We start from the raw sequence: 20,176 nt of genomic DNA, 5'->3' as shown, positions 1-20,176 counted from the left end.
AACGTCTCTCTCAGACTTAAGAAACCAGAGCAATGGACGATAAACATAAATTGCCCAAGGGCGAAATGGTGATGCGCACCCTGGCGATGCCAGCGGATACAAATGCTAACGGCGATATCTTCGGTGGCTGGTTAATGTCACAAATGGATATGGGTGGCGCGATCCAGGCTAAAGAGATTGCTGAAGGCCGCGTCGTCACCGTACGCGTTGATGGTATGACCTTCTTAAAACCCGTCGCAGTGGGCGATGTCGTCAGTTGCTATGCGCACTGTATCCGCACCGGCAACAGCTCGATGACGATTAACGTTCAGGTATGGATCAAGAAGGTGTCATCTGAACCTATCGGGCAGACATATTGTGCTACCGAAGCCGTGTTTATTTACGTCGCGGTGGACAACGAGGGGCATCCTCGCCAACTGCCAGCAGGACGGGATAACCAGTCCTACCCTGCCTGATAACAGGTTTTCGGTGCTGAATCTGCCCTGCAGATAATTCCCTGTTGCCGTAAGCGACGCGCAGGTTGCGATCGCTCACGGCGCCACAAGCGCCCTTCAGACAGCCTTTCTCCGGCTATTCGATGCTGGCCCCGCCGTTAATTTTGAATACGATATTCATCGTCAGGCCGCTGCCCGGTTTTCCACTCTGATAACGCCACGTTCGCATGGCCTGCTTAACGGTACGTTCGAACATATTGCGCGGTTCGGCAGAAAGGATTTCGATATTATCGACCCGGCCGTCGCTGTCTACGTCAAATTTTACCCTGACGCGTCCTTCAACGCGCAAGGCCGCCGCCCGTGGCGGATAAGACGGCTTGCTGATATTAAGCGCTTTGGGCCCGGAGGAAACACTTTGCGTGGGTGCTGCCGACGGCGTACTTTTTGGCGCGGTGGCAGGCTTGCTTTGGGTGGCGGCCGTATCATGGCTGAACGGATTTGCCTGCGGTTTCACGTCCTGACGCGGTTTCACCTCGCGCTTGGGTTGTTCACGCTTAGGCTCGTGACGGGGCTTTGGCTTTGGCTTAGGCTTAGGTTCAGGTTTGGGGATCGGCACCGGTTCGGCTTTTGGCGGCTCTGGCGCAGGTTGAGGCTCCGGTACGGGTTCCGGTTCTGGCTGAGGCGTCGGTTGCGGCGCGGGTTGGGCGATTGCAGGTTCTGGCTGAACGGCCGGTGTAACCATCGTCACGCTAATCGGCTGTGATGCTTTAGGTAACTCAATGGTCTGATGAAAAGACGCATAAAGAACACCCGCAATGACTGCACCGTGCAGTGCAACAGACAAGATCATGGCGACAGGCGTGCGTTTCGGTAAGGGCATAGTCAGCGTGGTCATAGCAATCGCAGTAGTGAAATCAAGTCACGATTTTAAATGCAAATAGCAATCAGTTTCAATAACCTCCTTGTTTTGCGGCTAAAAAAGCCTGTTTAGCCCAATATGCTGCAGAGGCCATTGACGCAAGGTTTCGTTTGCACTCTACTTAACTATCCCTTACCGTGTTGCCAAATTTAAGAGTTAATGGGAGCGCCCAATTGCTTTACGTCATTTATGCTGAAGATAACGCCGATTCTCTGGAAAAACGCAACGCCGTGCGCCCCGCTCACCTGGCACGTCTGAAGCTGTTACATGAAGAAGGTCGGTTAATCGTCGCCGGTCCTATGCCTGCGGTCGACAGTAACGATCCGGGCGTTGCGGGCTTTACCGGTTCCACCGTCGTCGCCGAATTCCCGTCGCTGGAAACGGCGCAGGCCTGGGCTGCAGACGATCCCTACATCGCCGCCGGTGTTTACAAGCAGGTTAGCGTTAAGCCGTTTAAGCGCGTCTTCTGATTTAACTCCGCAGCCAAAAAAGAGCTTCCGGGCAGCCGCTCAGAAGCTTTTTTTTCGAGATGATATTTTATGCAATCGATTATTATCACCCTGTTGCTGGTGATTATGCTGTTAGTAGGTGCGGCGCTTTATCTGTGGCGAAAACACGGCTGGCGGAATAAAAAGCACCTGATCGTCATGCTGATCGTCCTGGCCGCTGCGGTACAGCTGGTTAACGTCAAGTTATTGATGACCGGGCATTAATGTCTCAGCCGCGCCGGGCGGCTGATCGATTACAGATTTTGTGTGATAAACAGAATCGAACGACGCTGCTGCTGCGCCAGTTGATGGCGAATTCCGTGAATCCGTTTATAGCGACGTGACTGCCCCTCAAGCCAGCGTGAACGTCTGCGCTGTACCTGACGTAACATTCTCCAGCGGGCCACTTCGTTTCTGCTTCGTCTCATCACTTCCTCTCTGGCATCAAACTCACGCGCACGCATTATAAAGATCTCTGAGCGAATGCCAAATCGGATCTCTCATCGAAACGCCGCTATTATTAAGGGTTTCGCTCCCCCTCATCTCCACGTAAACTTCTCTGACTCAAGCGCGAACAGGATGTCCACTTAATGACCACGTTTTACACGCTTATCAGTTGGTTGCTGTTGTTTGGTTACTGGTTACTGATTGCCGGGATCACGCTGCGCATCCTGATGAAGCGACGGGCCGTTACCTCAGCGATGGCATGGCTGCTGATTATCTTTATTCTGCCGCTGGTTGGCATCATCGCGTATTTGTCCTTTGGCGAATTACATTTGGGTAAGCGCCGCGCTGAACGCGCACGTACCATGTGGCCTTCCACCGCTCGCTGGTTAAATGATTTAAAGAAACGCAGCGAAATTTTTGCGACAGATTACAGCGACGTCGCACGATCGCTGTTTCAACTGTGCAACAACCGCCAGGGCATTGCGGGCGTAAAAGGCAATCAGTTGCAGCTTCTGACCAGCTCTGATGACGTCATGAAAGCCTTGATTCGCGATATCCAGCTGGCTCGCCACAATGTCGAGATGGTGTTCTATATCTGGAATCCGGGCGGTCTGGCGGATGAGGTCGCCGAGTCGTTAATGGCCGCGTCACGCCGCGGCGTTCACTGCCGCCTCATGCTGGATTCAGCGGGCAGCGTGGCGTTTTTCAGAAGCCCCTGGGTGGGCATGATGCGCAATGCAGGCATTGACGTCGTTGAGGCGCTCCAGGTGAGCCTGCTGCGCGTATTCCTGCGCCGTATGGACCTGCGTCAACATCGTAAAATGGTGCTGATCGACAACTATATTGCCTACACCGGCAGCATGAACCTGGTTGATCCGCGCTTTTTTAAACAAGAGGCCGGCGTAGGCCAGTGGGTTGACCTGATGGCGCGCATGGAAGGTCCGGTTTCCACCGCCATGGGAATTGTCTACAGCTGTGACTGGGAAATTGAGACCGGTAAGCGTATTTTGCCGCCGCCGCCAGACCGCAATATCATGCCGTTTGAACAGGAAAGTGGGCACACGGTGCAGGTTATCGCCTCCGGTCCCGGTTTTCCGGAGGATTTGATTCATCAGGCCCTGCTCACGGCGGTGTATTCAGCGCGTGAGCAGCTTATCATGACCACGCCCTATCTGGTGCCGAGTGACGATCTGCTTCATGCCATTTGCACGGCGGCCATGCGGGGCGTTAACGTGAGTCTTGTGGTTCCCCTTCACAATGACTCTTTGCTGGTCGGCTGGGCCAGCCGCTCCTTCTTTGGCGAGCTGCTTGAGGCAGGGGTAAAAATCTACCAGTTTGAAGATGGCCTGCTGCATACCAAAAGCGTGCTGGTGGACGGTCAACTGAGCCTGGTGGGAACCGTTAACCTGGACATGCGTAGCCTGTGGCTGAATTTCGAAATTACCCTGGCTGTCGATGATGCCGGATTCGGCAGCGATTTGGCCTGCGTGCAGGATGACTATATTGCCCGTTCGCGTCTGCTCGATCCCAAACGCTGGGCAAAACGTGCCTGGTGGCAGCGGATTGTCGAACGACTGTTTTACTTCTTCAGCCCTTTACTGTAAAACGAGCGAAATTACGAACTGCCCTTAGATAAACGGGACTGAGCATGGATCTGAATAACCGCCTGACAGAAGACGAAACGCTGGAACAGGCCTATGACATTTTTCTTGAACTGGCTGGCGATAATCTTGATCCGGCCGATATCATTCTTTTCAACCTGCAGTTTGAAGAGCGTGGTGGCGCAGAGCTGTTTGACCCTTCCGATGACTGGCAGGATCATGTGGATTTCGATTTGAATCCAGATTTTTTCTCAGAAGTGGTTATCGGTCTGGGCGAAGCGGATGGCGAACCTATTACTGATGTTTTTGCGCGCGTGCTGTTGTGTCGCGAAAAAGATCACAAGCTGTGCCATATTTTGTGGCGTGAATAGCGTAACACCATGAATATAAAGCCGGGCGATTGCCCGGCTTTTTGTTTTACAGCGGATCCACCTTCAGGCAGGACACCGCATGGCGGAAACTGCCTTCAAGCAGCGGTCGGGTTTTCGCACACTCAGGGCCGGCAATCGGACAGCGCGTCCGGAACACACAGCCGGAGGGCGGATTAATCGGTGAGGGTAATTCCCCTTCCAGGAGCTGGATTTGCTTATTCTTCTCCAGGTCCGGATCGGGAATCGGCACCGCCGACATCAGCGCTTTGGTATAGGGATGCTGCGGATTGGTATACACCTCATCGTAGGTGCCCAGCTCCACGGCGTGCCCCAGATACATCACCAGCACGCGGTCGGAAATGTGTTTAACCACCGCGAGGTCATGGGCGATAAAAATCAGCGACAGGCCCATTTCACGTTGCAGTTGCTGCAGCAGGTTAACGACCTGAGCCTGAATGGACACGTCCAGGGCCGACACCGGCTCGTCGCAGATAATCAGCTTAGGCTCAAGTATCAATGCGCGCGCAATACCGATACGCTGGCACTGTCCACCCGAGAACTCGTGTGGATAGCGGTTGATCAGGTTAGGCAGGAGCCCTACCTTCATCATCATGGTCTTGACGCGATCTTTGACATCCTGACGCGACAGCTCCGGATGATAAGTGCGTAACGGCTCTGCAATGATGTCGCCGATTGTCATACGCGGATTCAGCGAGGCCAGCGGATCCTGGAAAATCATCTGGATATCGCTTCGCGCCTTACGCCACTCTTCTTCACTCTGCCCCAGCAGGTTACGCCCGAGCCATGAAACGCGGCCCTCGGTGGCTTTTACCAGGCCAATAATGGCCCGCGCCAGCGTAGACTTGCCGCAGCCGGATTCCCCGACGACGCCCAGGGTTTCACCTTCATACAGGCGCAGGCTGACACCGTCCACCGCCTTGAGAGATTTTGGCGGCTGCCAGAACCACTGCTTGCCATCCCTGATATCAAAATGGACTTTCAGATCGGCGATTTCGAGTAACACTTTCTTTTCTGCCAGGCTGCTCATACGAGTTCCTCCACCGGCTTAAAGCAGGCGCGCAAACGCCCTTCTGCAAAAGGTAACAGCGGCGGTGCGTTGGAGCAGATATCCATGGCGTGAGGGCAGCGCGGCTGGAAAGGACAACCCTGCGGCAAACGCAGCAGGTTAGGCGGATTACCCGGTATCGTCGTCAGACTTTCCCCTTCCGCATCCAGTCTGGGTACGGCGTTCAGCAAACCAATAGAATAGGGATGTGCGGGCTGATAAAACACATCACGGGCGCGGCCATATTCCATGGTGCGTCCGGCATACATCACCAGAACTTTATCGCAAATGCCCGCAACCACACCCAAATCGTGGGTGATCATAATGATCGCGGTGTTAAACTCGCGCTTAAGCTCATTCAGCAAGGTCATGATCTGCGCCTGAACCGTGACGTCCAGTGCGGTTGTCGGCTCATCGGCAATCAGCAGCTTAGGCCGACACATCAGGGCCATCGCAATCATCACACGTTGACGCATCCCACCCGAAAACTCGTGGGGATACATTTTCATACGTTTACGCGCTTCCGGCATTTTAACCGCATCCAGCATTCTTACTGACTCTTCAAATGCCTGTGCATTGCTCATCCCTTTATGCAGCTTCAGCACTTCCATCAGTTGCTCGCCGACCCGCATATAGGGGTTCAGTGACGTCATGGGATCCTGGAAGATCATGGCGATTTGCTCGGCACGCAGTCGGTTCAGCTGTTTCTCAGGCAGATTCAGGATCTCTTTACCGTTGAACAACGCCGAACCACCGATGCGCCCGTTGCTGGCCAGCAGCCCCATTAACGCAAAGGCGGTCTGGGATTTACCCGAACCCGACTCGCCCACAATCCCTAAGGTTTCACCTGCCCGCAGTGAAAAGTTGAGATCGTTAACGGCGGTGACGTCACCATCGTGCGTGCCAAAGGTTACGCGTAAATCTTGCACTTCAAGCAGCAGTTCGCTTCCCGCGCGCGCAGCCTGAGCAGGCTGAAATTCATGAATAGTCATCGGGAAACTCCTTAACGATCTTTGGGGTCGAGGGCATCACGCAGGCCATCGCCAATAAAGTTGAAACAGAACAAGGTGACGACCAGGAACGTCGCCGGAAACAGTAACAGCCACGGCGAGACTTCCATGGAGTTCGCACCATCGCTGAGCAGTGCGCCCCAGCTACTCAGTGGCTCCTGCGTTCCCAGCCCCAGAAAGCTCAGGAAAGATTCAAACAGGATCATACTGGGCACCAGCAGCGAAGCGTAAACCACCACGACGCCCAGAACGTTGGGGACGATATGGCGCGTCACAATTTTCCAGGTGGAAACACCGCCAACGTGTGCAGCTTCGATAAACTCTTTGCGCTTCAGGCTTAATGTCTGCCCGCGCACGATACGCGCCATGTCCAGCCAGGACACCATGCCGATAGCGGCAAAGATCAGCAGAATATTGCGGCCAAAGAAGGTCACCAGCAGGATAACGAAGAACATAAACGGGAAGGAGTTAAGGATTTCCAGAATACGCATCATCACGGAATCGGTTTTCCCGCCCAGATAACCCGCGATTGAACCGTACAAGGTTCCCACGATCACGGCGATCAGCGCGGCAGCAATCCCGACCATCAGTGAAATGCGCCCGCCAATGGCTACGCGCACCAGCAAATCGCGCCCCGAGGAGTCGGTGCCAAACCAGTGTCCCGACGTGGTATCGGGCGGTGATGACATCATTCCCCAGTCGGTATCGAAATAGGAGAATTGCGACAGCATAGGCGCAAAAATCACAAACAGCGTGATGAGCATCAGCACCATCAAGCTGATTAATGCGGCGCGGTTATGAATGAAACGACGACGGGCATCCTGCCACAGGCTTCGCCCTTCGACTTCCAGTTTTTCACTGAATGCATCAAGAGCTTCGCTATTTTTCTTACTTAACATCATGGCGAACTCCAGAATCAGTAGCGGATTTTCGGGTCGATAACGGCATACAGCACATCGACGATCGCATTAAACAGGATGGTCAACAGCCCCACCAGGATGGTCAGGCTCAGCACCAGTGAATAGTCACGGTTAAGTGCACCGTTCACGAACAGCTGACCAATACCCGGCAGTCCGTAAATCGACTCGATGACCATAGAACCGGTAATGATGCCCACAAAGGCCGGCCCCATATAGGAAATGACCGGCAGCAGCGCAGGCTTCAGTGCATGACGTAACACGATACGACGCAGCGGCAGCCCTTTCGCTCGCGCGGTACGGATAAAGTTGGAGTGCATAACTTCAATCATTGAGCCGCGGGTGATGCGCGCAATACTGGCAATGTAGGCCAGTGAGAGCGCCACCATCGGCAGCAGCATGTAATTCCATTGACCGCCATTCCAGCCGCCACCCGGCAGCCACTTAAGCGTGATTGCGAACACCAGAACCAATAGCGGCGCTACCACAAAACTCGGTATCACCACGCCGGTCATTGCCACCCCCATCACAACGTAATCCCACAGGCTGTTCTGCTTCAGCGCCGCGATAACGCCCGCCGTGACGCCCAGAACCACCGCCAGGATAAAGGCAGCAAGGCCGAGTTTGGCTGAAACCGGGAAGGCATGGCCGACCAGGTAATTGACCGAATAGTCTTTGTACTTGAACGAGGGCCCGAAATCGCCATGCGCCAGTTGAATCAGATAATCAACGTATTGCTTACCGATAGGATCGTTGAGGTGATATTTCGCCTCGATATTTGCCATGACCTCTGGCGACAGGGTGCGCTCGCTGGTAAAAGGGCTGCCGGGCGCCAGTCGCATCATAAAGAAGGAAATGGTAATCAGAACGAAAAGCGTCGGAATTGCTTCAAGCAACCGACGCAGAATGAATTTTAACATTGCCGTACCTACCAGGCTGGTGCTTCACATTGCATTAAAAAAAGTACTGGCGGCGCGTAACGCGCCGCCGCTGTTCTTGGTGTTTTATTAGTGCTTGATGATGTACAGGTTTCTGTCTGCTACGTTATCCAGCGGATCCTTACCGGTATAACCGCCAACATAAGGTTTCACCAGGCGCGTGTTAACGTAGTAGTAAAGCGGCACGATCACAGAGTCTTTATCCAGCTGCTGCTCTGCCTTCTCGTAATCAGCCGAACGCGCTTTATCATCTGTAGTGGCCAACGCATCTTTCATCAGCTTGTCGAAAGCTGGGCTCTTATAGTGCGCGGTATTGTTGCTGCTGTCAGACAGCATGGTGTTCAGGAACGATGTCGGTTCGTTGTAGTCTGCACACCAGCCTGCACGCGCAACGTCAAAGTTGCCCTGGTGGCGGGTATCCAGGAAGGTTTTCCACTCCTGGTTCTCCAGCTTCACTTTCACCCCCAGGTTTTTCGTCCAGATAGACGACGCGGCAATGGCCAGTTTCTTATGCAGGTCAGAGGTGTTGTACAGCAGATTAAAGGTCAGCGGTTTTTCTGGCGTATAACCGGCTTCAGCCAGCAGCTTTTTCGCTTCGGCATTGCGTTTTTCCTGTGACCAGGTAAACCACTCAGGCTTCACCAATTCCATACCATCTGTCGCTGGCGGCGTGTAGCTGTAAGCCGGTTTCTGGCCCTGCGCCAGGACTTTGTCTACGATAATGTCGCGATCGATGCCGAGCTTAAGCGCAGCGCGAACGCGCGGATCGTTAAATGGCGCTTTCTGGTTGTTGATTTCGTAGTAGTAGGTACACAGATACGGGTCAACATGCAGCTCTTTACCGTTGTCACGCTGCAATTTTTTAAACAGCTCAATAGGCAGGTTGTTATAGGTCATGTCACTGCCGTTATCAGAGAAGTAACGGTTTACATCGCTGACTTCCGACGAGATTGGCAGGAAAGTGACTTTGTTCAGCACGGTATGCGCGTTATCCCAGTATTCAGGGTTACGCACAACGGTAATACGTTCGTTGATAACGTGTGATTCCAACTTAAACGCACCGTTACCCACCCAGTTTTCTGGCTGAGTCCACTTGTCACCGAATTTTTCGATTGCAGCTTTATTAACTGGCGACATTGAGGGGTGAATGAGTAATTTATAGAAATAAGGCACCGGCTCGCTTAAGGTCACTTGCAGTGTATGATCGTCAATCGCCTTTACGCCCAGGTCTGTAGGCGGCTTCTTGCCAGCGATAATATCATCAACGTTAGCCAGATGGCCGTATTGCAGATAGCTGGCATAAGGCGATGCGGTTTTCGGATCGGCCAAACGCTCCCAGCTGTAGACGAAATCCTGAGCAGTGACAGGTTCACCATTTGACCATTTTGCATTTTTACGCAAGTGGAAAGTCCAGACTTTAAAGTCTTTGTTATCCCAGCTTTCAGCCACACCAGGAATGGGATGACCATCCGTATCGCTGATGACCAGACCTTCCAGCAGATCACGACTCACGTTAGATTCCGGAACGCCTTCGATTTTATGCGGATCCAGTGACTGAACCTCGCTACCGTTTCCTTTAACCAGCTCCTGCTTCGCGGCCAGTTCTACGCCGGCAGGTACTGTGGCTGCCATAACGCTGTTCGCTGCGAGCGCACTCATCGCTGCAAAGACGCTGGCAGCAATCAAGGTTTTTTTCGTGATGTTGTTCATTCTTAACTCCAGTTTTTTATTTTCACTGAGGGTGTTTGCGACCTCAGCGTTCCCCGTATTCGGGTCCCCGGTGTTTGCCACCTGGGGCGTATTGACCCTGTTGTGTGGTCTGCACGGCCACGCCCTTCCCGACTGTGCCGCCGGTTAAGCGCGTGACTCAGTGTTTTTTAATGAAATAGTATTTCAGGTCTGTCATGTCCTGCGGATCGTGGCCAGTAAAACCGCCAACCCAGGGTTTAACCAGCCGCACGCTGACGCGATAGTAAACTGGCACAATTGCTGAGTCTTTGTCGAGTTGTGTTTCTGCCTGCTGATACAATGATGCGCGGTCCGCTTCATTTTCAGCCGTTAATGTTGCGGCTAACAGACGGTCGTATTCCGCACTGTGGTAAAACGCGGTATTGGTCGACGACTGGCTCTGGAACATATTCAGGAATGTTGAGGGCTCATTGTAATCCGCACACCAGGTGGCGCGCACAACGTCATATTGTGCCTGATGCCGGGTTTCCAGCAGGGTTTTCCATTCCTGATTCTGCAACGTAACCAGCGCGCCCAAATTGCGTTGCCACATGGACGCGGCGGCGATGGCCTGGGTTTTGTTTTGATCGGATGTGTTATAGAGCAGCGTAAAGCGCAGCGGATTTTTATCGTTGTAACCCGCCTCGGCCAGCAGTTTTTTCGCAGCCGCGTTGCGCTGCGGCTGTGTCCACGCCATCCAGTCTGGGGAAGATAACGCAGCGCCTGCGATGTAAGGCGGCGTAAAGCTGTAGGCCGGAATTTGCCCTTGCCCCATGATCTTACGAGCGATGATATCGCGATCCAGCGTCATTTTGATCGCAGCGCGCACGCGGGCATCGGTGAACGGCGGTTTTTTGTTATTAATTTCGTAATAGAAGGTGCAGAGCAGCGGACTGACTTTAACCTCATCACCCATATCTTTGCGCAATTTAGCAAACAGGTCGGGCGGAACCGCGCTGTTGGTCATATCAATGCCACCGCTGCGATAGCGATTGATATCACTGTTTTCCGAGCTGATGGCCAGAAACGTTCCCTGCTCAATAACGGTCTGAGCATTGTTCCAGTAAAGAGGATTACGCTTCAGAACAATTTTCTCATTCACCACCCAGTCATTCAGCGTATAGGCGCCGTTACCGATATAGTGACCGGGTTGGGTCCAGCCCTCACCCCACTTTTCGATGGCAGGTGCGTAAACGGGTTTCATCGCGGTGTGCGCCAGCATGGCCACTAAATAAGGCACCGGTTCGGTCAGGGTAATTTGCAGATGGCGATCGTCCAGGGCTTTCACGCCCAGTTGATCGGGGGCAACTTTACCAGCAAGAATCGCATCGACATTCGCAATATGGGCAGCCTGCAGATAGCTGGCATAGGGCGACGCAGTTTTAGGATCGGCAAGACGACGCCAGCTGTAAACGAAGTCCTGTGCCGTAACCGGCTCCCCATTGCTCCATTTGGCATTGCCGCGCAGGGTGAATGTCCAGATTTTACCTTGCTGGTTTTCCCAGCGCTCAGCCACACCCGGCACCACATTACCGTTATTGTCCGTGTTAACCAGCCCATCCAGCAGGTTGAGGATGATGTTTGACTCCGGTACACCTTCGACTTTATGCGGATCGAGCGAGGCAACTTCCGAACCGTTATTAATCACGATTTGCTGGACGGCGGAGAGCGTCACGTCTGATGGCACGGTGGCAGCACAGGTGGGCAATGCGGTTAAGGTTAGTGCCAGACAAGCCAGGTAGTGCTGCGCGTTCATTTCCCACACCCTTGTTAAATGCCAATTTTTATTCTGATATCCCAGCATCAATAAGGAATAAATCTTTTGCTTTTGACGTTTGGGAAAACATTATTAATGCGCCGAAAATTAGCAGATGCTGCAGAGGGGCGCCAAAACTAAATCGCTAAAATGTTACCTGTTTCTCTTTTATCATGAGATTTTTCCCAGTGGAAGTGTTAATTTTTGCCCTAAAAATAGCTTAACAGACTGATTAATAAACAATCTCATCACATTGATGTCAATTTAACCAAAAAACAACATTTAGACCCTGGCGTTGCGTTGTTGTAGTGTGAATACACACCGTCACATCATTTAAAAAACGGTTTAAGCGACGTAGACCAGCATTAATCATGCCAACTTCCGCTGCGGAAGCAGAATATAGTGTGAATATAGTGACATGCCGCGATGCCAGCACTGGCGCTGCAGCAAAGGTTATTAGCGGAAGTGATAACTGAAGAAGGATGTGAAGAGAGGCAAATAATTGCATCAATACGGTGCAAAAAAATCGCCTTTTGCACCTTATTGGTTCATTTCTTCTTAAGCGCGATTAAATAAGTCGGTTTACCCAACCAGACCGGGAAAAATTGCCTTGATGCCGGTCACCACAAATTCAATACCTAGCGCCATTAACAGCAATCCCATGATACGGGTAATCACGTTAATCCCTGTCTGCCCTAACAGCCTGACCATTAAAGGCGCTGCGCGGAACAGCAGCCAACAGCTAAAGGCGAAAACAGCAATCGCAACGGTAAAACCCAAAAGGTTGAGCCAGTTGTTATAACGTGTGCTCCAGACGATAGTCGAACTGATGGCGCCTGGGCCCGCCATGAGCGGCAGCGCAAGGGGAACCACGCCAATACTTTCCCGAATTGCCGTTTCCGTTTTTTCCTGCTTATTTTGCTTATCCTCGCCCAGCTTGCCGCTAATCATCGACATAGCGATGGTCACCACCAGAATCCCGCCCGCAATGCGAAACGAGTCGATAGAGATACCGAAGACATGCAGGATTGCATCGCCCAGAAACAGCGAGGTCCAGAGAATAATCGCCACCGCGAGGTTGGCCGTCAGGTTGGTTTTATTGCGTTCTGCCACGCCCTGATAGCGGGTCATGCTAATAAATACCGGAATGATGCCGATGGGATTAACCAGTGCAAACAGGCCTACGAAAAACTTGATATAGCCAGACAGATCTAATAACGCAGGATTCACGGTTAACTCCCCATCCCAGATGAAAAACGCGCCTAATGTAAGTGAAAAAAGCCGTGGGCGCCAGATGCCTAAGCAGTTATTTATGCTGTTATTTTACTTACAATTTAGTGGCTTTAACCACGCATTAACTATCTTGTGGAAGATGTTACTTTTACGCCCCGTTTATTATCCCCCAGCCCGGCCCCCCTGAATGCAGAGCTGAAAGGAGTCAGCTTGGGTTTAAATTGATCTAAATCATCATTGTTCTCTCCCAAACCCGATACTCTTTCTCTGTCAGTAACGCAGGTCTCATTATTTCGAAACAGAGAGAAGCTCTTTTAGTAAACAATTGAAAAACCGCTGCTTTATTCCCGTAAACCGTGCCGTTTGCACCATGGCTATACTCAGGGATTCAGGCTTGTTTACTAAAAAAAGTTTAACTTCCTCAGGAGAGCACAATGGCCGTTACTAATGTCGCTGAACTCAATGCACTGGTTGAACGTGTAAAAAAAGCCCAGCAAGAATTCGCCAATTTTTCTCAACAACAGGTCGATGCCATCTTCCGCGCAGCCGCACTGGCCGCCGCGGATGCCCGAATTCCACTCGCTAAAATGGCGGTGGCAGAATCGGGCATGGGCATTGTTGAAGACAAAGTCATTAAAAATCACTTCGCTTCTGAATACATCTACAACGCCTATAAGGATGAGAAAACCTGCGGCGTACTGGACACCGATGATACGTTTGGCACCATCACAATCGCTGAACCCATCGGCCTGATTTGCGGTATCGTCCCCACCACTAACCCTACCTCCACCGCGATTTTCAAGGCACTTATCAGCCTTAAAACCCGCAACGGGATTATCTTCTCCCCCCATCCTCGAGCCAAAGATGCGACGAACAAAGCGGCGGATATTGTCCTGCAGGCAGCGATTGCCGCTGGCGCGCCCAAAGACATTATAGGCTGGATTGATGCACCTTCTGTGGAACTGTCCAATCAGTTGATGCACCATCCTGATATTAACCTGATTCTGGCGACGGGTGGCCCCGGCATGGTCAAAGCCGCCTACAGCTCAGGTAAGCCGGCGATTGGCGTGGGGGCCGGTAACACGCCCGTTGTCATCGATGAAACAGCTGATGTTAAACGCGCCGTTGCCTCCATCCTGATGTCAAAAACGTTTGATAACGGTGTGATCTGTGCCTCTGAACAGTCGGTTATCGTGGTGGATGCCGTCTACGACGCCGTGCGCGAGCGCTTCGCCAGCCATGGTGGCTATCTGCTTCAGGGACAGGAGCTGAGTGCGGTACAAAATATCATTCTAAAAAACGGTGGGCTTAACGCCGCCATTGTGGGCCAGCCTGCGGTGAAGATTGCGGAGATGGCCGGCATCAGCGTACCTGGTGAAACCAAAATCCTGATTGGCGAAGTTGAACGGGTCGATGAATCAGAGCCTTTCGCTCATGAAAAACTGTCGCCGACACTGGCGATGTACCGTGCTAAAGATTATCAGGATGCCGTCAGCAAAGCGGAGAAACTGGTGGCGATGGGCGGTATTGGTCATACGTCATGTCTGTATACCGACCAGGACAATCAGACAGCGCGCGTGCACTATTTTGGCGACAAGATGAAAACAGCCCGCATTCTGATCAACACGCCAGCTTCTCAGGGCGGTATTGGTGATTTATATAACTTCAAACTCGCCCCTTCTCTGACACTGGGTTGTGGTTCCTGGGGCGGTAACTCCATTTCTGAAAACGTGGGGCCCAAACATCTCATCAACAAGAAAACCGTCGCTAAGCGAGCTGAAAATATGTTGTGGCATAAACTTCCGAAGTCCATTTACTTCCGTCGCGGCTCTTTACCCATTGCGCTTGAAGAGATCGCCACCGACGGTGCCAAACGCGCGTTTGTGGTGACTGACCGCTTCCTGTTTAACAACGGTTATGCCGATCAGGTCACCCGCGTTTTAAAATCTCACGGCATCGAAACCGAAGTTTTCTTTGAGGTTGAAGCGGATCCCACCTTAAGCATCGTGCGGAAAGGTGCAGAACAGATGAACAGCTTTAAGCCAGACGTGATCATCGCCCTGGGCGGCGGTTCGCCGATGGATGCAGCCAAAATCATGTGGGTCATGTATGAGCATCCAGAAACCCATTTTGAAGAGCTGGCACTGCGGTTTATGGATATTCGCAAACGTATCTATAAGTTCCCTAAAATGGGCGTGAAAGCGCGCATGGTGGCCATTACGACAACCTCAGGCACAGGTTCAGAAGTGACGCCTTTTGCCGTGGTAACGGATGACGCGACCGGACAGAAATACCCGCTGGCCGATTATGCGCTGACGCCGGATATGGCTATCGTTGATGCCAACCTGGTCATGGATATGCCACGTTCACTTTGTGCCTTCGGCGGTCTGGATGCGGTGACGCACGCGCTGGAAGCCTATGTGTCCGTTCTGGCCAATGAATACTCCGATGGTCAGGCACTGCAGGCGCTTAAGCTGCTTAAAGAGAACTTACCGGCGAGTTATGCAGAAGGTGCAAAAAATCCGGTTGCCCGTGAACGTGTACATAATGCCGCCACCATCGCCGGTATCGCCTTTGCTAACGCCTTCCTCGGGGTTTGTCACTCAATGGCGCATAAGCTTGGCTCTGAGTTCCATATTCCTCATGGACTGGCTAACTCGCTGCTGATTTCCAACGTTATTCGCTATAACGCCAATGACAACCCTACTAAGCAAACCGCATTCAGCCAGTACGATCGTCCCCAGGCGCGTCGTCGTTATGCTGAAATTGCGGATCATCTTGGTCTCACCGCGCCGGGCGACCGCACTGCCCAGAAAATTGAGAAGCTGCTGGTATGGCTGGATGAAATCAAAACGGAACTGGGTATTCCGGCCTCAATTCGTGAAGCCGGTGTGCAGGAGGCTGACTTCCTGGCGAAAGTCGATAAACTGGCGGATGATGCCTTTGATGACCAGTGTACTGGCGCGAATCCACGTTATCCGCTGATTGCCGAACTCAAACAGCTGATGCTGGACAGCTACTACGGACGCAAATTTGTCGAGCCGTTCGCCAGTGCCGCCGAGGCTGCCCAGGCTCAGCCTGTCAGTGACAGCAAAGCGGCGAAGAAAGCTAAAAAAGCCTAATCCGCTCCGCGCCCGATGAACGGGCTGCCGAAACCCCTTGTCTGGCCCGTGCCTCAAGGGGTTTTTTATGGCGGATTTATCGCTTTGATAAACACTGCTGCCTGGTGCATCAGCGTAGTGAAGAGAATATTGACCTGAGCCGGACGGGAAAAGGGATAAAGTCCGTGATCACATCGCCTTGCGCCCTTAACGAGCGCCATGGAAAAGCAGCCTGGCGCTGGTTGAGGGCTATTTATTCCCCCACGGGGGTTTGCGCCCCATGGATGGCCTGCAAACAACCCTGCTCTATCGCCTTTTTATAATGCTTACGACATACGGAGATATAACGTTCGTTGCCGCCGATGACGACCTGCTCCCCCTCTCTGAAAGGTTTACCGTCACTGTCCAGACGCAGCACCATGCCCGCTTTACGTCCACAATGACAGACCGTTTTCAGCTCTACCAGCTTATCCGCCCATGCCAGAAGATACTGGCTACCGGTGAAGAGTTCACCAAGAAAATCGGTACGCAGCCCGTAGCAGAGTACGGGAATATCCAGATTATCTACCACGTCAGACAAGGCCTTAACCTGCTCACGCGTCAGAAACTGGCTTTCGTCCACCAGTACACAGTGAACGGGTTGTCGCGCATGTTCCTGGGCAATTTCCACATCAAGCTGGCTGGCTGCATTATAAAGCACCGCAGGAGAAGATAATCCAATACGCGAGCTCACCTTGCCTGCGCCGAAGCGATTGTCGATCTCAGCGGTATAGACGAGCGTGCGCATCCCGCGTTCCTGATAATTGTAGGATGACTGCAATAATGCGGTTGATTTACCGGCGTTCATTGCCGAATAGTAGAAATAGAGTTGAGCCATTTGCGCCGATTCTCGGATACGATGAAAAAACAGGGCCGATTTTACCATATCTACAGGTTGCTGCTGGGGGGATTTTCACCTTATGCTGTTCAGATTAGCATCACTCATTGATGATGCAGCGGTTAATATGATGCGGCATTGGGTCTTTAGGTCAGGATAAATATTAAAGCACATGTGTGATTAAACATTATTTTTATACAGATAATGTATCAGCGCATTTTCAGCTAAGATCTTAATCTTTTCATTGATTCAACCCACCTGACATCACACGTCATCGGGGTGAATTAATAATTTAATAAATTCCTCGCTTACTCTTTTTAAGCTAAAAATTAATTTAATGTTGAACTTATTTTTCTCCACCACTACTATTAGCGGGCAGAACAACTCTCCTATTAATTATTCAGAGATCAGGACAATGAGCGAAGCACTTAAAAATCTTAATAATATCCGCACGCTGCGTGCCCAGGCCAGAGAGTGTTCTTTGGAAACGCTGGAAGAAATGCTGGAAAAACTGGACGTCGTGGTAAATGAACGTCGCGACGAAGAGTCAAACTCTAAAGCTGAAAACGAAGAGCGTGCGCGTAAACTTGAGCAATATCGCGAGATGCTGTTAGCGGATGGTATCGATCCCAACGAATTATTCAATACTCTGTCAGAATCAAAAACGGCTGGCAAAGCCAAACGTGCTGCCCGCCCGGCTAAATATCAGTTTGTAGATGAAAATGGCGAGACCAAAACCTGGACGGGTCAGGGCCGTACGCCAGCAGCAATCAAGAAAGCCATGGAAGAACAAGGTAAGCAGTTAGACGACTTCCTGCTGTAATGCTTAGCCTGTTTCGCTTATTGTTAGCTTTACGATTATCCGCACCAGAAAAAAAAGGAAGCGATCGCTTCCTTTTTTTTATTTTCAGATTGAATAGAAATTTCGATACCAGTCTACAAAGCGCCTTACGCCTTCATCAACACCGGTTTGGGGTTTAAATCCAATGGTATTAAATAATGCGGTTGTGTCCGCGCTGGTTGCCAGCACGTCCCCCGGTTGCATGGGCATCAGATTTTTATTTGCCTTCACACCCAGCGCTTTCTCAATCGCTTCAATATAGTGAATCAGACTCACCGGCTGGCTATTGCCAAGGTTATATATGCGATAAGGGGCAGAGCTTGACGCGGCAGAACCCGTTTCCACGGTCCAGTCTGCGTCCGCCTGCGGGATAACATCCTGCAAGCGAATAACCGCCTCTGCAACATCATCGATATAAGTAAAGTCGCGCTTCATTTGCCCCTGGTTATAAACATCTATCGCCTCGCCTGCAAGCATTGCGCGGGTGAATTTAAACAACGCCATGTCCGGACGTCCCCACGGGCCATAGACCGTGAAAAAACGTAAGCCAGTGGTAGGCAATTGATAGAGATGTGAATAGGTATGCGACATCAGCTCATTGGCTTTTTTCGTCGCGGCATACAATGACACGGGATGATCGACGCTGTCTTCTGTTGAAAATGGCATCTTGTTATTCAGGCCATAAACCGAACTGGATGAAGCATAAAGCAAATGCTCGATTTTATGGTGGCGGCAGCCTTCAAGAATATTCAGGTGCCCAATGACGTTTGCATCGGCATACGCATGGGGGTTTTCGAGTGAGTAACGCACCCCTGCCTGAGCGGCCAGATGAATAACGCGCTGAAAATTGTGCTGTTCAAAAAGTGTGGCAATAGCCTGACGATCGGCCAAATTGGCTTTAATAAAGGTAAAGGATGGATTGTCACCGATGATATCAAGGCGAGCTTGTTTAAGGTTTACATCATAGTAGTCATTCAGGTTGTCAAGACCGACAACCTGGTGACCGGCGGCCAGCAGGCGTTGACTGACATGAAAGCCAATAAAGCCTGCTGCGCCGGTTACCAGAAAATTCATAAATCCCTCGTTAATCACACAGCCTGGATAGATGCTCCGCGGCCGATTGCATAATAAACGAAGCCGCGTTTGCTGATACGCTCTGGATCATACAGGTTACGTCCATCAAAAATCACGGGTTCTTTCAGTGCGCTCTTAATCACGTCAAAGTCAGGTGCACGGAAATTTTGCCATTCCGTACAAATCACCAGGCCGTCTGCACCGTGCAGCGCCGCTTCTTTGGTTCCCATCAGCTTCAGATCGTCGCGATGACCATAGATGCGCTGCGCTTCGTCCATGGCTTCCGGATCGAACGCCTGAACAGAGGCACCCGCTTCCCATAACGTTTCCATCAACACGCGACTGGATGCTTCGCGCATATCATCTGTGTTGGGCTTGAATGACAGGCCCCACAGCGCAAACGTTTTACCTTTCAGATCGTCACCGAAGTGGCGTTTAATGAAGGTGGGCAGCTTTGTCTTTTGGCTGTCGTTGACGTCTTCCACCGCCTTCAACAGGCGCGGTGTATAACCAATAGACTCCGCTGTGCGGATCAGCGCCTGAACGTCTTTCGGGAAGCAGGAACCGCCATAGCCGCAGCCTGGGTAGATAAAGTGATAGCCGATACGTGAGTCAGAACCAATCCCCTGGCGCACTTTTTCGATATCCGCACCTAAACGTTCTGCGAGATTGGAAATTTCGTTCATAAAGCTGATTTTCGTCGCCAGCATGCAGTTAGCGGCGTACTTCGTCAGTTCTGCACTGCGAATATCCATCAAAATCATACGATCGTGGTTACGGTTGAATGGCTCATACAGCTCACGCAACAGCTCCACCACGTCATCATTGTCGGTGCCGACAACGATACGCTCAGGGCGCATACAGTCGTTAACGGCCGCGCCTTCTTTCAGGAACTCTGGGTTGGATACCACATCAAAGCTGATGTTGGCATCGCGCGCCTGCAGCGTTTCTGTCATGACAGCACGGACTCTGTCAGCCGTTCCGACCGGTACCGTTGACTTATCAATCACGACTTTGTGATCTGTCATGTGCTGAGCAATGGTACGCGCTACGGCAGTAACATATTTCAGATCGGCCGAGCCGTCCTCATCAGGCGGCGTGCCGACGGCGATAAACTGCATTACACCGTGGTTCACGCCCTGAGCAGCATCAGTGCTGAACTTCAGGCGACCCGATTCGTAATTCGACATAACCAGCGGCGTCAGACCCGGCTCAAAAATTGGGATCTTGCCTTTTTTAAGGTTCTCGACCTTGTTTTCATCCACATCAATGCAGAGAACGTCATGTCCGACTTCGGCCAACACCGCAGCCTGAACCAGACCGACATAGCCGATACCAAATACAGTGACTTTCATTGAGCTATCCTGTGTTTAAA

General features: G+C 51.7%; 19 protein-coding genes. 7 read left to right on the top strand and 12 right to left on the bottom strand.

Translation table 11 applies throughout. The features are described 5' to 3' along the window. Positions 1-32: 32 nt before the first annotated feature. On the top strand, positions 33-455 hold the full coding sequence (gene yciA, locus P9J57_RS09755) for an acyl-CoA thioester hydrolase YciA (RefSeq protein WP_013025953.1): 423 nt from the start codon (positions 33-35) through the stop codon (positions 453-455). A gap of 115 nt (positions 456-570) precedes the next feature. Here yciA and tonB read toward each other — a convergent pair whose 3' ends face one another. Continuing rightward, the gene (gene tonB, locus P9J57_RS09750) at positions 571-1,329 is read right to left on the bottom strand and encodes a TonB system transport protein TonB (RefSeq protein WP_483279487.1); all 759 of its coding nucleotides are present in this window, start codon (positions 1,327-1,329) and stop codon (positions 571-573) included. 197 nt (positions 1,330-1,526) lie between these two features. Here tonB and P9J57_RS09745 point away from each other — a divergent pair, with 197 nt between their 5' ends. Together P9J57_RS09745 and P9J57_RS09740 are read left to right on the top strand one after the other, a co-directional pair. Beyond that, on the top strand, positions 1,527-1,823 hold the full coding sequence (locus P9J57_RS09745; protein WP_014605725.1) for a YciI family protein: 297 nt from the start codon (positions 1,527-1,529) through the stop codon (positions 1,821-1,823). Between the two features lie 69 nt (positions 1,824-1,892). After that, a complete protein-coding gene (locus P9J57_RS09740; RefSeq protein ID WP_013025956.1) occupies positions 1,893-2,066 on the top strand; it encodes a hypothetical protein in 174 nt (57 codons plus the stop codon). A 29-nt stretch (positions 2,067-2,095) separates the two neighbouring features. On the opposite strand, the gene P9J57_RS09735 is transcribed toward P9J57_RS09740, so the two are convergent. Then, positions 2,096-2,269: a YciY family protein gene (locus tag P9J57_RS09735; protein WP_006119368.1), complete on the bottom strand. Its 174-nt coding sequence runs from the start codon at positions 2,267-2,269 to the stop codon at positions 2,096-2,098. A gap of 162 nt (positions 2,270-2,431) precedes the next feature. Between P9J57_RS09735 and cls the strand changes: the two genes are divergently transcribed. Continuing rightward, on the top strand, positions 2,432-3,892 hold the full coding sequence (gene cls / locus P9J57_RS09730; protein WP_013025958.1) for a cardiolipin synthase: 1,461 nt from the start codon (positions 2,432-2,434) through the stop codon (positions 3,890-3,892). A gap of 38 nt (positions 3,893-3,930) precedes the next feature. Then, complete coding sequence (locus P9J57_RS09725) at positions 3,931-4,260, top strand: HI1450 family dsDNA-mimic protein (RefSeq protein WP_196492568.1); 330 nt, start codon at positions 3,931-3,933, stop codon at positions 4,258-4,260. A gap of 46 nt (positions 4,261-4,306) precedes the next feature. Here the strand turns inward: P9J57_RS09725 and oppF are convergent, their stop codons facing one another. The 7 genes from oppF to P9J57_RS09690 all read right to left on the bottom strand — a co-directional run bounded on the left by oppF (position 4,307) and on the right by P9J57_RS09690 (position 12,905). Continuing rightward, positions 4,307-5,308, bottom strand: a complete 1,002-nt coding sequence (gene oppF, locus P9J57_RS09720; RefSeq protein WP_013025960.1) for a murein tripeptide/oligopeptide ABC transporter ATP binding protein OppF — start codon at positions 5,306-5,308, stop codon at positions 4,307-4,309. Further along, positions 5,305-6,318 (bottom strand): oligopeptide ABC transporter ATP-binding protein OppD, encoded by a 1,014-nt coding sequence (gene oppD / locus P9J57_RS09715; protein WP_483279486.1) that lies wholly within the window; start codon positions 6,316-6,318, stop codon positions 5,305-5,307. The genes oppF and oppD overlap by 4 nt, the downstream gene beginning before the upstream one ends. Before the next feature lie 11 nt (positions 6,319-6,329). Then, on the bottom strand, positions 6,330-7,238 hold the full coding sequence (oppC, locus tag P9J57_RS09710) for an oligopeptide ABC transporter permease OppC (RefSeq protein ID WP_013025962.1): 909 nt from the start codon (positions 7,236-7,238) through the stop codon (positions 6,330-6,332). 14 nt (positions 7,239-7,252) lie between these two features. Beyond that, positions 7,253-8,173 (bottom strand): oligopeptide ABC transporter permease OppB, encoded by a 921-nt coding sequence (gene oppB / locus P9J57_RS09705; RefSeq protein WP_013025963.1) that lies wholly within the window; start codon positions 8,171-8,173, stop codon positions 7,253-7,255. 87 nt (positions 8,174-8,260) lie between these two features. Beyond that, positions 8,261-9,901 carry an oligopeptide ABC transporter substrate-binding protein OppA gene (gene oppA / locus P9J57_RS09700; RefSeq protein WP_014593821.1) on the bottom strand — a complete coding sequence of 547 codons (1,641 nt, stop codon included), beginning with the start codon at positions 9,899-9,901 and terminating at the stop codon, positions 8,261-8,263. 157 nt (positions 9,902-10,058) lie between these two features. Next, complete coding sequence (locus P9J57_RS09695; protein WP_105082726.1) at positions 10,059-11,675, bottom strand: ABC transporter substrate-binding protein; 1,617 nt, start codon at positions 11,673-11,675, stop codon at positions 10,059-10,061. A 582-nt stretch (positions 11,676-12,257) separates the two neighbouring features. Continuing rightward, positions 12,258-12,905 carry a YchE family NAAT transporter gene (locus P9J57_RS09690; RefSeq protein WP_013025965.1) on the bottom strand — a complete coding sequence of 216 codons (648 nt, stop codon included), beginning with the start codon at positions 12,903-12,905 and terminating at the stop codon, positions 12,258-12,260. A gap of 437 nt (positions 12,906-13,342) precedes the next feature. On the opposite strand from P9J57_RS09690, the gene adhE reads away from it, so the two are divergent. Continuing rightward, positions 13,343-16,030, top strand: a complete 2,688-nt coding sequence (adhE, locus tag P9J57_RS09685) for a bifunctional acetaldehyde-CoA/alcohol dehydrogenase (protein ID WP_015700205.1) — start codon at positions 13,343-13,345, stop codon at positions 16,028-16,030. A gap of 232 nt (positions 16,031-16,262) precedes the next feature. On the opposite strand, the gene tdk is transcribed toward adhE, so the two are convergent. Next, a complete protein-coding gene (gene tdk / locus P9J57_RS09680; protein ID WP_024471785.1) occupies positions 16,263-16,886 on the bottom strand; it encodes a thymidine kinase in 624 nt (207 codons plus the stop codon). 415 nt (positions 16,887-17,301) lie between these two features. Here tdk and hns point away from each other — a divergent pair, with 415 nt between their 5' ends. After that, positions 17,302-17,709 carry a histone-like nucleoid-structuring protein H-NS gene (gene hns, locus P9J57_RS09675; protein ID WP_014605719.1) on the top strand — a complete coding sequence of 136 codons (408 nt, stop codon included), beginning with the start codon at positions 17,302-17,304 and terminating at the stop codon, positions 17,707-17,709. Positions 17,710-17,793: 84 nt separating this feature from the next. Here hns and P9J57_RS09670 read toward each other — a convergent pair whose 3' ends face one another. Further along, positions 17,794-18,801, bottom strand: a complete 1,008-nt coding sequence (locus P9J57_RS09670) for an NAD-dependent epimerase (protein ID WP_014593826.1) — start codon at positions 18,799-18,801, stop codon at positions 17,794-17,796. A 14-nt stretch (positions 18,802-18,815) separates the two neighbouring features. Further along, positions 18,816-20,156: a UDP-glucose dehydrogenase family protein gene (locus P9J57_RS09665; RefSeq protein ID WP_013025970.1), complete on the bottom strand. Its 1,341-nt coding sequence runs from the start codon at positions 20,154-20,156 to the stop codon at positions 18,816-18,818. Positions 20,157-20,176 lie beyond the last annotated feature (20 nt).

The sequence above is a fragment of the Pantoea sp. nfd-35 genome, from assembly GCF_056892255.1.
Note: the sequence above shows the minus strand (reverse complement) of the source record. Positions and strands in the feature narration are given on the sequence as shown.